13 protein-coding genes are annotated in these 15,412 nt (G+C 64.8%); 3 read left to right on the top strand and 10 right to left on the bottom strand.

Annotation, left to right across the window (positions count from 1 at the left end; all coding sequences use genetic code 11):
- Window positions 1-52 precede the first annotated feature (52 nt).
- Window positions 53-589: an N-acetyltransferase gene (locus tag OLW90_RS07840; protein WP_319649541.1), complete on the bottom strand. Its 537-nt coding sequence runs from the start codon at window positions 587-589 to the stop codon at window positions 53-55.
- Window positions 590-697: 108 nt separating this feature from the next.
- Here OLW90_RS07840 and OLW90_RS07835 point away from each other — a divergent pair, with 108 nt between their 5' ends.
- Complete coding sequence (locus OLW90_RS07835; RefSeq protein ID WP_319649540.1) at window positions 698-1,885, top strand: MFS transporter; 1,188 nt, start codon at window positions 698-700, stop codon at window positions 1,883-1,885.
- Window positions 1,886-2,042: 157 nt separating this feature from the next.
- On the opposite strand, the gene glnA is transcribed toward OLW90_RS07835, so the two are convergent.
- The gene (glnA, locus tag OLW90_RS07830; RefSeq protein ID WP_319649539.1) at window positions 2,043-3,479 is read right to left on the bottom strand and encodes a type I glutamate--ammonia ligase; all 1,437 of its coding nucleotides are present in this window, start codon (window positions 3,477-3,479) and stop codon (window positions 2,043-2,045) included.
- Between the two features lie 130 nt (window positions 3,480-3,609).
- Between glnA and OLW90_RS07825 the strand changes: the two genes are divergently transcribed.
- The gene (locus tag OLW90_RS07825) at window positions 3,610-4,083 is read left to right on the top strand and encodes an RDD family protein (protein ID WP_319649538.1); all 474 of its coding nucleotides are present in this window, start codon (window positions 3,610-3,612) and stop codon (window positions 4,081-4,083) included.
- A 6-nt stretch (window positions 4,084-4,089) separates the two neighbouring features.
- Here OLW90_RS07825 and OLW90_RS07820 read toward each other — a convergent pair whose 3' ends face one another.
- The 7 genes from OLW90_RS07820 to sucB all read right to left on the bottom strand — a co-directional run bounded on the left by OLW90_RS07820 (window position 4,090) and on the right by sucB (window position 13,231).
- Window positions 4,090-4,875 carry a DUF4191 domain-containing protein gene (locus tag OLW90_RS07820; RefSeq protein WP_319649537.1) on the bottom strand — a complete coding sequence of 262 codons (786 nt, stop codon included), beginning with the start codon at window positions 4,873-4,875 and terminating at the stop codon, window positions 4,090-4,092.
- A gap of 46 nt (window positions 4,876-4,921) precedes the next feature.
- A complete protein-coding gene (gene lipA / locus OLW90_RS07815) occupies window positions 4,922-5,974 on the bottom strand; it encodes a lipoyl synthase (RefSeq protein WP_319649536.1) in 1,053 nt (350 codons plus the stop codon).
- 63 nt (window positions 5,975-6,037) lie between these two features.
- Window positions 6,038-6,793 (bottom strand): lipoyl(octanoyl) transferase LipB, encoded by a 756-nt coding sequence (gene lipB, locus OLW90_RS07810; protein ID WP_319649535.1) that lies wholly within the window; start codon window positions 6,791-6,793, stop codon window positions 6,038-6,040.
- A 29-nt stretch (window positions 6,794-6,822) separates the two neighbouring features.
- Complete coding sequence (gcvH, locus tag OLW90_RS07805) at window positions 6,823-7,215, bottom strand: glycine cleavage system protein GcvH (protein WP_319649534.1); 393 nt, start codon at window positions 7,213-7,215, stop codon at window positions 6,823-6,825.
- Between the two features lie 39 nt (window positions 7,216-7,254).
- On the bottom strand, window positions 7,255-8,376 hold the full coding sequence (gene gcvT / locus OLW90_RS07800; RefSeq protein WP_319649533.1) for a glycine cleavage system aminomethyltransferase GcvT: 1,122 nt from the start codon (window positions 8,374-8,376) through the stop codon (window positions 7,255-7,257).
- On the bottom strand, window positions 8,369-11,368 hold the full coding sequence (gene gcvP, locus OLW90_RS07795) for an aminomethyl-transferring glycine dehydrogenase (protein WP_319649532.1): 3,000 nt from the start codon (window positions 11,366-11,368) through the stop codon (window positions 8,369-8,371). The genes gcvT and gcvP overlap by 8 nt, the downstream gene beginning before the upstream one ends.
- 150 nt (window positions 11,369-11,518) lie before the next feature.
- Window positions 11,519-13,231 carry a 2-oxoglutarate dehydrogenase, E2 component, dihydrolipoamide succinyltransferase gene (gene sucB, locus OLW90_RS07790; RefSeq protein ID WP_319649531.1) on the bottom strand — a complete coding sequence of 571 codons (1,713 nt, stop codon included), beginning with the start codon at window positions 13,229-13,231 and terminating at the stop codon, window positions 11,519-11,521.
- A gap of 149 nt (window positions 13,232-13,380) precedes the next feature.
- Between sucB and OLW90_RS07785 the strand changes: the two genes are divergently transcribed.
- Window positions 13,381-13,770, top strand: coding sequence for an oxidoreductase (locus OLW90_RS07785; protein WP_319649530.1), 390 nt, complete (start codon window positions 13,381-13,383; stop codon window positions 13,768-13,770).
- 1 nt (window position 13,771) lies between these two features.
- Here OLW90_RS07785 and OLW90_RS07780 read toward each other — a convergent pair whose 3' ends face one another.
- Window positions 13,772-15,352 carry a leucyl aminopeptidase gene (locus OLW90_RS07780; protein ID WP_319649529.1) on the bottom strand — a complete coding sequence of 527 codons (1,581 nt, stop codon included), beginning with the start codon at window positions 15,350-15,352 and terminating at the stop codon, window positions 13,772-13,774.
- Between the last annotated feature and the right edge of the window lie 60 nt (window positions 15,353-15,412).

The following is a 15,412-nucleotide window of genomic DNA, read 5'->3' as shown; positions in this document are numbered from 1 at the left end:
GTGTCGGGATTTTTGTATCTCGGGGTATCCAGATGGAGTGTCCGGGTAACGGCTATCGCGTATCCTTTTCCATCAAAATATCCCGCTGCGGATCGTCCCCCACGGGGAAGATATGATCGCCTATCTCCCGGAACCCCAGGGAGGAATAGAAGTTCTTGGCGGGCGTATTGTGCTCCCACACCCCCAGCCAGATGTAGCGCTTGTTCTTTTCCCGCGCGCAGCGCTCGGTGAGATCGTAGAGGGCCTTGCCTAGGCCCTGACGCTTGTGGGAGGCTCGGATATAAATGCGTTCTAACTCCAGGCGCTCGTCGCCCATCGGCTCGGATTGCGCGGCGCCGGTGTTGAGCTTGAGGTATCCGGCCGGTGGCTCGGCATCGGCAGCATCGGCATCGGCGTAAATGAAGAAGAACTGCGATTCGGGATTATTTATCTCCGTGCGCAACTTATCCAGGTGATAGGCGCTATCGAGGTGAGCGCGCATGTTTTCTGCGGTGTTGTAGCGATCAAAGGTCTCGGAAAACGTGGTGCGGCTGATCTCCTGGAGTTCTTTTACTTGAGAATCTGTAACCGGGGTAATGAGGTGGGGCATGAAGATTCTTTCCGTCCTGCTTTATCGTGGGGAGAGTGACCTTTGTCATTCTACCGTCCCTCTCTCCCCGTGCTAGGGATATTGTGGATTCCCATGAGGAGGCGGCAGATGAGTGAACCAAGAAACATCTTGGGGCTGGGGGAGAAGGTAGCGCTCGTCCTGCTCGGCATGAGCGCGCTGCTCAACATGTACTCCACGCAGCCGATCCTGGAGGACGTGGCCCGGTGGGCAGACACCGATATACGCGGAGCCACCTGGACGGTGAGCGCCACCACGATAGGCGTGGCGCTCACCGCTCCCTGGGCGGGCATGATCTCGGATCGTTGGGGACGCCGCAGGGTTATCTTGGCGGCGCTGCTCTGCATGGCTGCATTGAGCCTCGGGGGACTTCTCGCGTGGAATCTGCCCATGCTCCTGACGCTGCGCGCGGCGCAGGGCATGTGCTGCCCCTTTATCTTCGCCGTGGTGGTGGCCTACGTGGGGGAGGAATACGCCGCTCCGGTGGCGGCGCGGCTCAACGCCCTCTACGTGGCAGGGACCGCCCTGGGTGGTTTCCTGGGACGGATGGTGGCGGCCGTGATCGTTGAGGCGACGGGGCAGTGGCGGCTTTCCTTCCTGGGCAATGCGGTGCTCATTGCGGTTGCGTGGGCGGTGGCGCGCGGGTTCCTGCCCCAAGAGCGCAGGTTTGGGGGAAATAGGAGGCAGCCAGTAGACGCAGACGGAGAAACCACGGCCTTATACAGAAATCCGCGCCTGCTAGCGACGATCCTCCTCGGCGCCACCCTGCTCTTCCAGCAGGTGGCCTCATTCACCTTTGCCTCCCTGACCCTGACGCAGCCGCCCTTTTCCCTCTCCACGGGTGCGGTGGGCCTGATCTTTGTTATTTTTCTGGTGCCCATGATCAGCACGCCGCTCAGCGGCCGACTCATGCAGCGCTGGGGAAACTTACGTGTATTCGTGCTTTCGCAGACCGTGAGCGCGGCGGGCATGGCGATCAGCCTCATTCCCACGCTGCCCGCGATGACGGTGGGACTCATGCTTTCCTGTGTGGGAGTTTTTGCCGGGCAGGCGGTGGGGACGGCGATGGCGGGGAGGCTTGCTCCGCACGCGCGCTCGACGGCGGTGGGGTGGTACCTATCCGGTTATTATCTGGGTGGTGCGCTTGGCGCGGTGGCCCCGGTGGGCCTGTATCTGGCTCATGGGTGGAACGCGGTGGCGGTGTTGCTGGTGCTGGTGGTGGGGTGGGGCCTAGCGCTGGGGACGTGGGCGTGGCGTGGGCAGGGGGTACGGGGCTGAGGCGACGGGGGCGACCTGTGCGCGGGCTATGCGACGATCCCTCAAAAATCCCGCCTGGGCCGCTCCAGCGCTCATTTTGCCATGCCCACCATACCGGACCATAACGCTCTGAACAGCAAAAACGCCTCACCCGCAGGTGAGGCGTAAGCGCTAGAAATTAGCAGTCATAGTACATCTCGAACTCCAGCGGCGTGGGCCGCAGGCGGGCGGGAGCGATCTCGTTGTCGTACTTGTACTGGATGTACGTCTCGATGAGATCCTCGGTGAACACGTCGCCCTCGGTGAGGAACTCGTTATCCGCCTCCAGGGCGCGCAGGGAGGCATCCAGGGAGGTGGGGGCCTGCGGAATGGAGGCGGCCTCCTCCGGGGGCAGCTCGTAGAGATCCTTGTCCACGGGAGCGTGGGGCTCGATGCGGTTCTTGATGCCGTCCAGGCCGGCCAGCATCATAGCAGCCAGACCCAGGTAGGGGTTGCCGCTGGGATCCGGGGCACGGAACTCGATGCGCTTGGCCTTGGGGTTGGAGCCGGTGATTGGGATGCGCACCGCGGCGGAGCGGTTGCGCTGGGAGTACACCAGGTTGATCGGGGCCTCAAAGCCGGGCACCAGGCGGTGGTAGGAGTTCAGGGTGGGGTTGGTAAAGGCCAGCACCGCGCCCGCGTGGTGGAGGATGCCGCCGATGTAGTAGCGGGCGACGTCGGAAAGCCCCGCGTAGCCGGACTCGTCGTGGAAGAGGGGCTTGCCGTCCTTCCACAGGGACTGGTGGGCGTGCATGCCGGAACCATTATCCCCGGCCAGGGGCTTGGGCATGAAGGTCACGCTTTTGCCCTCCAGGGCGGCGGTGTTCTTGATGATGTACTTGAAGGTCTGAAGATCATCCGCGGCGTGAAGCAGCGTGTTGAACTTGTAGTTGATCTCCTGTTGGCCGCCGGTGCCTACCTCGTGGTGGAAGCGCTCGATCTCAAAGCCGGACTCCGCGAGGGTGTGCACCATGCGGTCGCGCAGTTCCACGGTTTGATCGTAGGGGGCCACGGGGAAGTAGCCGCCTTTGAGGCGGTTCTTGTAGCCGGTGTTGGGGGAGCCGTCGAAGTTCTCCAGCTCGCCCCGGTTCCACCAGCCCTCGTTGGAGTCCAGCTCGTAGAAGGCGTGGTTGGTTTCAGCGCTGTAGCGCACGGAGTCAAACACATAAAACTCGGCCTCCAGGCCAAAGCTACAGGTATCCGCGATGCCGGTGGAGGCGAGGTATTCTTCCGCCTTGCGGGCCACGTTGCGCGGGTCGCGGGAGAAGGGCTCGCGGGTAAAGGGATCGTGCACAAAGAACTTCATGTTGAGGGTCTTGGTGCGGCGGAAGGGGTCGATCTTGGCGGTGGCGAGATCGGGCAAAAGGTTCATGTCCGATTCGTCGATGGTGGTGAAGCCGCGAATGGAGGAACCGTCGAAGGCGAGGCCCTCCTCTAGGGCGTCCGCATCCAGCGCGCTGGCGGGAATGGAAAAGTGCTGCTCGGTGCCGGGGACGTCGGTAAAGCGCACGTCAATGAACTCCACCCCCTCATCTTTGATGTACTTGAGTAGGTCCTCGTGAGAGGTGAAAGCCATGGTTTGCTCCTGGAATCCTCGCGGCTAGGGGTATGGCACATAAGTGTAACGTAATAACTATAGGGCTACCAAAAGTACGTGCCACCAAACACCTTGTAGTGTACCGCGTTCCGTGCGATAGATTGAGCGTATGGAGAATCCCAAGAGAAGCTGGCTTGACGGCCCCCAGATTCCCTCGCAGTTCGACGGCCCGGAGGGGCCGGGCGCCTATCCCGGGGCCAACCTGGGGCTTCCCCGCAGCGGGCCGGGATCGCTGGCCACGGTGGCGCGGCGCGCGGGCGGGGTTCTCATCGACTGGGTGATCGCCTGGATCGTCGCGGGGTTCATCCACATGTTCACCGACGTCCTCGGCGGGGTGAGCACCATGACGTACCTTTTCTACGCGATCCTCGGTATCCTCACCGGCTGGCTCTTTGCCCGCACGCCCGGCCAGGCGGTGCTGGGCATGGGCATTGCGCGTATCGACGCCCCCGAGCGTGTTGGCCTGTGGCGCGCCGTGGTGCGCACCCTGCTGACCTGCCTGATTTTCCCCGCGGCCCTCGTGGACTCCGATGGCCGCGGAATGCACGACCGCGCCACCGGCACCGCCGTGATCCGGGGCTAATTCTTCTTACTGCCCCTTGTTGGATCGCTCGGCGGAGCGGCGGGCGCGTCGATTCAGCCCGGAAACCTTGGCGCCCTTGGGCATCGGTCCCTTGGGCATACCCGCCGGGGCGCCAGCCATGGTGTTATCCATCGCCTCGATCTTGGCGTTGATGGGGTAGACGTCATTCTTCTTGTAGTTGCGCGGAAGCTTCAGCAACTCGCGTTGCAAGCGCTTGAGGGGAACCTCGCCCTCGCCGTCACCGGCATAGATCTCATAAATCGGCACCCCGCCCACCAGGCGATTGAGCCGCTTCTTCTGCTGCTCCATGATGGGGCGCACGCGGTGCTTGGCACCCTCGCCCACCAGCACGATGCCGGGCACGCCCACCACGCGGTGCACGGCATCCATCTGCGTGGTGGCCCCCACGGCGGTCTTGGTAAACCACACGACACCCACCGTGTTGCGCATGTTCTCCAGGGCCCATCCAGCGGCACCGGGGGTATCCCCGGCACGCTCGTACATGGAGGATTCAATGCGGCGGGAGAAAATCCACATCGCCAGGACGATGCCCAGCAGGAGACCAATGGGAAGCATGAACCACTGGCCATTAAAGATCAGGCCGATGAGGAAGAACGCCAGGGCCATACCCAGCACGGCGGCAAGCATGAGCGGAATGAGGGCCTTATCCTGCTTGCGCTGGAGATTAAAGGCCTGCCAGATCTGCGAGTAATTCTGCTTCCGCTTGGCACGCTTAGCCGCGCGTTCTTCCTTCTTGGCCGCCTTCGCGGCCTGCTTCTTCGGATCAGCCATGCCCCTCATGATAGGGGATAGCCGGGACAAAGGGATAAGCGCAGCGCTATCGGGCCAGCGCCGATACCACCGGGGTTTCCTTGGAGGGGCCGTACTTGGACAGCAGCGTGGAGGCCTCCTGAGCGGTAGAACCCTGGGAGGTCTCCGCCAGGTGCGCAAGATTCTCCGGCAGCTCCATGCCGCGCGCCTCCATTGCCTGAGCGTAAAGGCGGCCGGCGCGGTAGGAGGAGCGCACCAAGGGACCGGACATGACGGCCCCAAAGCCCATTTCCTCGGCGGCGGTGGCGTACTCTACGAACTCCTCGGGCTTCACCCAGCGGTCGATGGGGTGGTACATGGGGCCGGGGCGCAGGTACTGGGTGATCGTGATGATGTCACAGCCAGCCTCGTGTAGATCGGCCAGGGCCTCAAGCACCTCCTCGCGGGTCTCGCCCATGCCGAGAATGAGGTTGGACTTGGTGATGAGCCCGAAATCGCGGGCCTGGCGAATCACATCCAGGGAGCGGTCATAGCGGAATGCCGGGCGGATGCGCCGGAAAATGCGCGGAACCGTCTCCACGTTGTGCGCGAACACCTCGGGGCGGGATTCAAAGACTTCCTGGAGCAGGTCAGCCTTGCCGGAAAAGTCCGGCACCAGGTTCTCCACGCCGGTGTGCGGGTTGAGTTGGTGAATCTGGCGAACCACCTCGGCATAAAGCCACGCGCCCTCATCGTCGAGGTCATCGCGGGTCACGCCGGTGATGGTGGAGTAATTAAGACCCATCTCGCGCACGGACTCCGCCACGCGGCGCGGCTCGTCCACGTCGAGGGGCTCCGGGCGGGCGGAGTTGATCTGACAGAAGTCACACCGGCGCGAGCAATTGGCACCGCCGATGAGGAAGGTGGCCTCACGGGATTCCCAGCACTCGTGGATATTGGGGCAACCGGCCTCCTGACACACGGTGTGGAGGGAAGCACCGGAAACGCGCTTCTTCATGTCCTGGTATTCCGGGCCATTTTTCACCTGGTTCCGGATCCAGCGCGGTTTGTGCTCGATGGGAGTCTGCGCATTGCGCTTTTCAATGCGCAGTAACTTACGGCCTTCAGGTGCGATAGTCACAAGCGTCACCTTACCGTTGTTGCCCACCGGGAGGTAAAACTGCGGTAAAAACGGGATAAAATCTCAGCGCTGGCGGGGCAGGCCCTTGGTGGGATCGGGCGCGGAACCAAAGGAATGATCGGCCACGGTGAGGCGGCCGGATAGGGCGGCGTCGAGGGCACTAAGCAGTGGCGTGGCCATCTCCTTGGTGCTCACCTCGCGGCCCAACTCCCTGGACATGGTGGTCACCCCGGCATCGGTGATCCCGCAGGGAATGATGTGGTGGTAGTAATCCAGGGTGTTTGAGCAATTCAGCGAGATACCGTGCATGGTCACGCCGTGGGTAATGCGGATGCCAATGGCCGCGACCTTGCGATCCGGTTGCACCCCGGAGGCGGGTACCCACACCCCGGAGCGGCCGTCGATACGCCCCGCACCGTCAATGCCCGCCTGCTGTACCGTCTGAATGATGGCCTCCTCCAGGCGGCGCACGTAATCCACCACGTCCACCGGATCGGCGAGCTGAATGATGGGGTAGAGCACTAGTTGGCCGCGACCGTGCCAGGTGATCCGCCCGCCCCGATCCACGTCGATCACCGGCAGATCGTTCTGTGGGCGATCCTCCGGTTGCGTGCGCTTGCCCGCCGTGTACACGTTGGGGTGCTCCAGTACCAGGACGGTATCGCCCACCTCCCCCCGATAGCGCCGTGCGGCGAGGTCCGCCTGGAGATCCCAGGCCTCCTGGTAATCCATCACCCCAAGATGGCGAATATCCAGGGGGTCCTCGGTGGCGCGAATAGAACGGTGTGCGGGGAAAAAGGGGGCTCGGGGTGCAGTCATAGTGGCTACATCATAGCCCCCTGGGCGCGTTATTCCACGCCGTTGGCGGCCGCGTAATCCGCCGCGGTGAGCAACTCGCCCACCTCGGTGACCTCCACCTCGTAGAGCCAGCCGGCACCAAAGGGATCCTCGTTGATGACCTCGTAGTTATCCTCGATGTCCTCGTTGATGGCGGTGACGGTGCCGCTCACGGGAGCGTAGAGATCGGAGACGGACTTGGTGGACTCCACCTCGCCGCAGGGCTCACCGGCGGTGACGGTATCGCCTACCTCGGGCAGTTCCGCGAACACGACCTCGCCGAGGCGCTCCGTGGCCACGGAGGTGATGCCCACGCGCACGGTCTTGCCCACCGCCTCGTCGGCGGCGGCGTTGATCCACTCGTGCTCGTCGGAGTAGGAGAAAGAATCGGGAAGGGTAGCCATGGGGGCTCCTTTCATGCAGTGAGTGATGGGATAGTGATTTTATCGGGAGCGCCGGTAAAACGGGGTCTCCACCACACGGAAGGGGTAGTGCTTACCGCGAATATCCACGGTGAGTTCCGTGCCGGGGGTAGCCAGAGTGCGATCCACATAGGCTAGGGCGATGGGGTATCCGAGGGTGGGAGAGGGCTGGCCGGAGGTGACCGTGCCGATCTCCGTGCCCTCGGGGGAGAGCACCGGGGCGCCCGCCCGCGCGGCGCGCTTGCCCTCGGAGACTAACCCCACGAGGAGGCGGGAGGGTTGCTCCACGGCGCTGAGAGCCGCGCGCCCCACGAAGTCTCCCTCCTTTTTCTTCGACACCAGGACGCCCAGACCGGCGTCGATAGGCGTGATGTCCACGGAGAGTTCGTTGCCGTAGAGGGGCATAGCGGCCTCTAGGCGGAGGGAATCGCGGGCGGCCAGGCCAGAGGGGCGGATCTCATGCGGCTGCCCCGCCCGGAAGGCGGCCTCCCACAGGGCAGAGGCGGTGGCGTTGGGAGTAAAAAGCTCGAAGCCGTCCTCTCCCGTGTAGCCAGTGCGGGCCACGAGCACGTCCGGGATCCCCGCCACCGTGGCGGAGAAGGCCGCGTAATACTTCAGGGAGCGCAGCGCCTCATGATCCTCCGGTGAGAGCAGATCCAGGACGATCTCCTGGGCGCGCGGCCCCTGCACGGCGATTAGAGCGGTTTGCGTGGACTCGTCGGCCAGGGTGACGTCGAAGCCCTCGGCGCGCTCGCGCAGCGCGGTCACCACCGTGGTGGTGTTGGAGGCGTTGGGCACCACCAGGAACTCATCATCGCGCAGGCGATAGGTGATGAGGTCATCGAGGATTCCGCCATCGGGGCGCACGATCATGGAATACTTTGCCCGCCCCACGGCGAGCGCCGAAAGGTGCGATACCAGCGCGTAATCCAGGAACTCCGCCGCCTGTGGGCCGGTCACGCGCACCTCGCCCATGTGGGAGAGATCAAAGAGCCCGGCGCTGGTGCGCACCGCGCGGTGCTCGTCTAGTTCCTTGCCGTACTTCAGCGGCATGGACCAGTCCCCAAAGGAGGTGAATGAGGCACCCAGGGCCTCGTGCTCGGCGTGCAGCGGGGAGTGACGCAACGAATCGGAATTAGACATCGGTTCCTCCGTTTCGGGGGGTATCGGTGTGGGAATCGGCGGGAGAATCGGTACCGGCGGTAGCGGTATCCGTGGCGGCCGCGTGAGCGCCATCGAGGGAAATATCGAAGGCCTCCGGGGCGGGGCAGGAGCACACGAGATTGCGATCCCCGTATGCCTCATCAATGCGGCGCACCGGTGGGAAATACTTGGCCCGGTAGAGGGACGCCACCGGCCAGGCGGCCTCCTCCCGGCTAAACGCATAGGGCCAGTGGGTGCCGGACACGCTGGCCGCGGTGAACGGCGCGTGATGGAGCACGGAGTCCTCGTAGGCCACCGAGCCATCAATGATGGCCTGAATCTCCCGGCGGATCGACCGCATGGCGGCGATGAAGCGATCCAGCTCCTCTTGGCTCTCGGACTCCGTGGGCTCCACCATGAGGGTTCCCGCCACGGGGAAGGCCAGGGTGGGGGCGTGGAAGCCGTAATCCACGAGTCGCTTGCACACGTCCGCGGCGGTGACGCCGGAGGCATCGGTGAGCGCGCGCAGATCCACAATGCACTCGTGGGCGACCAAACCGGTCGCGCCGGTATAGAGAATGGGGAAATCCTCGCGCAGGCGAGCCGCAACATAATTAGCGCCCAAGATGGCGTGCGCGGTGGCCTGCTGCAAGCCAGCCCCACCCATCATGGCGAGGTACGACCAGGAGATCGGCAGCACGCCCGCTGAACCGTAGCGCGTGGCGGCGATGGGCACGCCGCTGCCCTCGGGCGCGGGGTGGAGGGGATCGGCCGCATTGGGATCGGTGGGCAGGAAAGGAACGAGGTGCTCGCGCACCGCCACCGGGCCGACGCCGGGGCCACCGCCGCCATGCGGAATGGTGAAGGTCTTATGCAGATTCAGGTGGCTCACATCGCCGCCAAACTCACCGGGCTGGGCCAACCCCGCCAGGGCGTTCATGTTTGCGCCGTCGATGTACACCTGGCCGCCCACCGCGTGAACCTTCTCGCACACCTCGCGCACCTGGGGCTCAAAGACGCCGTGGGTGGAGGGGTACGTGATCATGATCGCGGCCACGTGATCGGCGTGCTGGGCGAGCTTGGCGTCCAGGTCCGCCAGGTCGATGGAACCGTCCTCGGCGGTGGCCACCACGACCACACGCAGGTGAGCCAGGGTGGCCGAGGCCGCGTTGGTACCGTGAGCGGACTGCGGAATGAGGCAAATATCGCGGGCGTGATCCCCGCGTGCCACGTGATAGCGGCGGATGGCCAAGAGGCCCGCGAGTTCGCCCTGGGAGCCGGCATTGGGTTGCACGGATACCTTGGCATAGCCGGTGATCGCGGCGAGCCAGCCCTCAATCTCCTCGATCAACTCCCGCCAACCGCGCGTGTGCTCCTCCGGGGCGTAGGGGTGAATATTGGCGAACTCCGGCCAGCTGATCGGCTCCATGCCCGCGGTGGGGTTGAGCTTCATGGTGCAGGAGCCCAGGGGGATCATGGTGCGATCGAGCGCGAGGTCCTTATCCGAAAGTTCTCGCAGGTAGCGCAGCATGTGAGTCTCCGAGTGCACGCGGGAGAAGATCGGGTGAGTGAGGGTCTCCGTGTGGCGCAGCAGGGACTCGGGCAGGCCTTGCTGATCCAGGCGCTCGGTGGTGGAATCCTCGGCGGTGGTGGCTTCCGTGGGAACGGTGGCCCCGAGGGCCTGCGCGATAGCGCGAACATCCTCCTCCGTGGTGGACTCACCGAAGGCGATGGAGACGGTTTCCTGATTGAGTACGCGCACCAGGTACCCGGCCTCGGACAGGTGCCGGGCGATGTCTGTGGCCGCCTGCGCGGTGCGGATCGCCAGGGTGTCAAAGAACGTATCGTGCACCAGGTTGAGGCCGGAAGCCTGGGATACGGCCTCGGCCAGGAGAGCGGCCTTGCGATGGATAGCGCGAGCGATGCGCTTGAGGCCCTCGGGGCCGTGATACACCGCGTACATGGAGGCGGTGACCGCCAGCAGCGCCTGTGCAGTGCAGATATTCGAGGTAGCCTTTTCCCGTCGAATGTGCTGCTCGCGGGTCTGCAAGGCCAGGCGGTAGGCGGGCGCTCCGGCGGCGTCCTTGGACACACCCACCACGCGGCCGGGAAGCTGGCGCTTGAGCTTGTCCGTCACCGAGATGAAGGCGGCGTGGGGGCCACCGAAGAAGAGCGGAACGCCAAAGCGCTGAGAGGAACCCACGGCGATGTCCGCGCCGAGCGCGCCGGGGGACTCCAGAACCTGCAAAGCCATGAGGTCACAGGCCACGGCGGCCAGGCCACCACGGGTGTGCATGTCCTCGATGATGGGACGGGGATCGACGATGTCACCCTCGGTGCCGGGGTAGGCGATGACCACGCCCACGTAGTCCTCGCCCACGATGGGCCCGCTGAGATTTTCCACCTCCACCTCAAGTTCGATTGCGCGGGCGCGCTCGGCGGCCACGGCCAGCACCTGGGGGTGCAGGCGGGAGTCGAGGAGCACGCGGCGGCCCTTCTTCTTGGCGCGGGACATGAGCCCCACGGCCTCCGCCACGGCGCTGGCCTCGTCGAGCAGGGAGGCCCCGGCGATGGGCAGGCCGGTGAGCTCGGAGATGAGGGTCTGGAAGTTCAGCAGGGCCTCCAGACGACCCTGCGAGATCTCCGGCTGGTAGGGGGTATAGGCCGTGTACCAGCCCGGATCTTCCAGCACTCCGCGGCGAATCACGGGCGGAGTGATGGTGTCATAGTAGCCCTGGCCGTAGAGGGAGGTGGGCACTACATTCTTGGCGGCTAGTTCCCGCAGGCGGGCTTGAGCCTGGTGCTCGGAAAGGGGGGAGGGGAGTGCGGGGGCCTCCGTGGCGCGGATCGCCGGGGGAAGGGCGGAATCTAGGAGTTCCTCCATCGAGGAAAAACCAAGAGTGGCAAGCATTGCGCTGGACTCAGCTTGATCCGGGCCAAGGTGCCGCGCGGGGTAAGACGAGGGATCGGTCACGGGGGTGAGGTGAGTCAAGTGAGGTGTCTCCTTTAACCACAGGGTGAGTGATATATCTAGCCGCATTATAAACGCTGCGAGGTGCATAACAACGAGGCCCTAACCCCAAATGGGGCTAGGGCCTCGTATGACCTGGACTACCTCGGGCGAGGAGAACCGGGGGTGGGCTTAGAGAAGCAGATCACCCTCGAAGTCGGCGGTCTCCAGACGATCCTTCACGGTGGTGAGGAAGCGCCCGGCGTCCGCGCCGTCCACCAACTGGTGATCGTAGGTCAGCGGCAGGAATACCATCTGGCGGATAGCGATGGAATCCAGGCCATCACGGGTGACCACCACGGGGCGCTTGGTAATCACGCCGGTGCCCAAAATACCGGCCTGCGGCGGAACCAAAATCGGGGTATCGGTCAGTGCGCCCTCGGAGCCGATGTTCGTGATGGTGAACGTGCCGCCCACCAGATCATTCGGCTTGAGCTTGTTATTGCGGGCACGATCGGCCAACTCCGCGATCGCCTGAGCCAGCTCCGGCAGGGTCTTATCCTGCGCGTTGTGGATCACCGGGGTAAGCAGACCAGCCGGGGTATCCACGGCGATGGAGAGGTTCACGCTCTCGTGGTAGGTGATCTCCTTGGTCTCCTTGTTGTAGGAGGCGTTCACGTTCGGGTGGGAGACCAGGGCCTCCACCACGGCCTTGGCGAAGAACGGCAGGTAGGTGAGGTTCGCGCCGTGCTTCTCCGCAAAGGCGGGCTTATTGGCCTTGCGCAGTTGCGCGACCTTGGTCATGTCCACCTCCTGTACCTGGGTGAGCTGCGCGGAAGTCTGCAAGGCCTCCACCGTCTTGGTTGCGGTGATCTGGCGGATGCGGTTGGCCTTCTGCACCGTGCCACGCAGCTTGGCCTTCTCCGGGTCCACGGACTTGGTGGAGGCCGCGCCCGGGGCCTTCGGCTCGCTTGCCGACGCCGCCCCAGCAGCCTCGGGGGCGGTGGAGGTGCCCTCGGCGGCGTCGAGGACGTCCTGCTTACGGATGCGGCCGCCCACGCCGGTGCCCTTCACGGTGCTGAGGTCCACGGAGTGCTTCTCCGCCAACTTGCGCACCAGGGGGGTGACGTAGGGGAGGTTGCCCGAGGTTGCGGAGGGCTTGGGGGCCTCTTCCTTCTTTTCCTCAGGCTGGGCCTTCGGCTCTTCCTTCGGAGCCTCCTCCTGCTTCGGCTCCTCCTTGGCGGGGGTCTCCGCGGCGGGTTCGGGCGCCTTCTCCTCCTCCGGTTGCTTCTTTGCGGGAGCGGCGCTCTTATCGCCAATGCGGGCGATGGTGGCACCCACGTCTACCGTGTCATCCTCCTCCGCGAGGATTTCCAGCAGGGTTCCGGCCACCGGGGAGGGCACCTCGGTGTCCACCTTGTCGGTAGAAACCTCCAGCAGGGGCTCGTCCACCTCAACGCTATCGCCTACGGACTTGAGCCACTGGGTGATGGTGCCCTCGGTGACGGACTCGCCAAGCTCGGGCATGGCGACGTCGGTAGCCTCGCCGGAGGCATCGGGGGCCTGCTCCTCGGCGGCGGTCTGGGGCTCCTCCTTGGCCTCGGCGGGAGCGTCCTCGGGTTCCTGGGGCTCGGCGGGGGCCGGAGAATCCTCGGTGGGGGCCTCATCGGCGTCACCGATCACGGCGATGACGGAACCCACGTCCACGGTGTCATCCTCCTCGGCCTTGATTTCGAGGAGAACGCCGGAGGTCGGGGAGGGGACCTCGGTGTCCACCTTGTCGGTAGAGACCTCCAGCAAGGGCTCGTCGGCTTCAACGGTGTCTCCGACGGACTTGAGCCACTGGGTGATGGTTCCTTCGGTGACGGACTCGCCCAGTTCGGGCATCTCTACTGAGAACGCCATGTGTGTCAGACTCCTCGATAGTCGTGTAGGTGGATCTAATACATTAACCGTACCTGCCCGCAGTGAACGGTGCGCACCGGAGGTGCCTCCAAGAGCACGGCGGGAGGATCATCGCGGGATAACAGTGAGTACCCCTACAATTGTAGGCCGTGTTCAAACTTTTTGGTCGCCGGAAGAATAAACAGGGGACGCGCCCACCCCGAGCCCCCGGTGCGACGATCCGCCCCGATGACGCCGAGGACCTACGGCAGTGGGCGCGGGGCCGGGCCTTCGTGGAGGCCTTTGTGGAGCCGGAAACCTTTGTCAATGAAATGTCCGCCGTGGTGGTGGACGAATCCGGGGACTTTATCCGCCGCCGTATTGGTGGCCCCAAGGGCATTGATGCCCTGGCGAAACTTCTGGACTGCCCCGTTTATGATGTGGAGGAAACCGGATACCCGCAGCGCATGCGGGACAGGATCGAGCGTGATCGCATCCTGCGTAAGCGCGAGGAGCAGCAACAGCGCCGCGCCCACTGGGAGCGCAGCGAGGGCAATTAACCTAATCCTCCTGGTTGGCCAGGTGCTCTAGCATGCGCACGACGGTGCGCACCGGGGCGCCGGTGGCCCGCTGTGGGGTATAGCCGTAGGCGGCTCCCTCGTTCCAGGCCGGGCCGGCCACGTCGAGGTGCGCCCACTCGATTCCCTCCGCGATGAAGCGCGAGAGATATGCCCCGGCAAAAAGCATCTGGCCGTTGCGGGAGTTATGGGTGTTGCGCACGTCCGCCACCGGGGAGGACAGGGCCTCTGAGTGCTCCTCCAGGAGCGGCATGGACCAGGCGGATTCGCCCACCTCTTGACCCGCCTGGGCCACGAGGTCGCGCAGATCCTCCGAACCCATCACGCCCGCGGTGCGGGTGCCCAGTGCCACGAGCTGTCCGCCGGTGAGCGTGGCGGCTTCTAGGATGACGTCGGGGCGATCCTCGCTGGCGCGCGCGAGGGCGTCGGCAAGCACCAGGCGGCCCTCCGCGTCGGTGTTGATGACCTCGGAGGTGAGGCCCCCGTAGTGCGTAATAACATCGCCGGGCCTGGTGGCGGAACCCGAGGGCATGTTTTCCGCGAGCGGCAGCCACGCGGTGATCTCCACGGGGAGACCCAGGCGCGCGGCGGCGAAAATGCTGGCGGCCATCGCGGCGGAGCCACCCATATCGGAGATCATGATCTCCATGTTGGCCGGGGGCTTCAGGGAGATTCCCCCGGTATCAAAGGTGATTCCCTTGCCCACCAGGGCCACGTGCGCCGGGGCCGCAGTAGACGTAGCCGCAGCCTCCTCGGAGGGCTTCCAGTGCAGCCGCACCAGGCGGGGCGCGCGTTGAGAACCCGCCCCCACCGCTAGGATTCCGCCGAAACCCTCGGCGGAGAGTCGATACGCATCATAAATCTCGGCCTCCACCCCGTACTCGGCGGCGAGATCCGCGAGGGTATCGGCATAAGAAGCCGGGTAGAGATCGCGGGCGGAGGTATTGGTGAGGTCGCGGGCCAGGGCCACGGCCTCGGCGGTGATCGTTGCGTGGCGCAACGCCTCCTTATCGCGCTTGCCGCCGCCTATGAACGTGATCGTGCCGGGAGCAGTGCCATGAGCGGCCGTGCCCTTAGCGGGCTTGTCCGTCTTGCCCGTCTTATCAGTGGAACGTTCGGGGGAGCGCTGACCGGGATAGAGATAAGAGCCTAAAAGATAGCCCTCCGCGGCGGCTCCGAGGGCACCGTCGCCCAGGTTGCCCAAGGCGGTGATGACATCGCCGTGTGCGCGGAGCCTGCGCGCGGCGGTTCCCATGGCGCGGCGCAGGACCTCGTTATCGAACTCGCTGGCCTCCCCGAGCCCCAGCAGCGCCACCGCCTGCGCCGAGATCTTGGCGGGGGCGGGCAGCACGGCAACCTCGCCGGTGGTGCCGCTGAAGCCCACGGCCTCGGCCGAGGCCACCACGCCGCGAGCGGCTTTGGCGGTGAGGAGATCGGTGAGCGGAAACTCCGGGCCGTCCTCTCCGGAGAAAGCCGGAATGAGGATCACCGGGGCGTGATCGGGGGCAGTCTTAGCCAACGTGGCGGAAGCGAGAGTACCTCGAACGGGCAGGCCGCTGAGCATGAAACCTCCTGGAGGAAAAGTAGTGCGGTCGGGTAGACGCAATTAAGCCTATCGCCTGGG

Source organism: Corynebacterium sp. 21KM1197, assembly GCF_033783015.1.
Classification (GTDB): Bacteria; Actinomycetota; Actinomycetes; order Mycobacteriales; family Mycobacteriaceae; genus Corynebacterium.
This window is presented reverse-complemented; position numbering and strand designations above follow the sequence as displayed.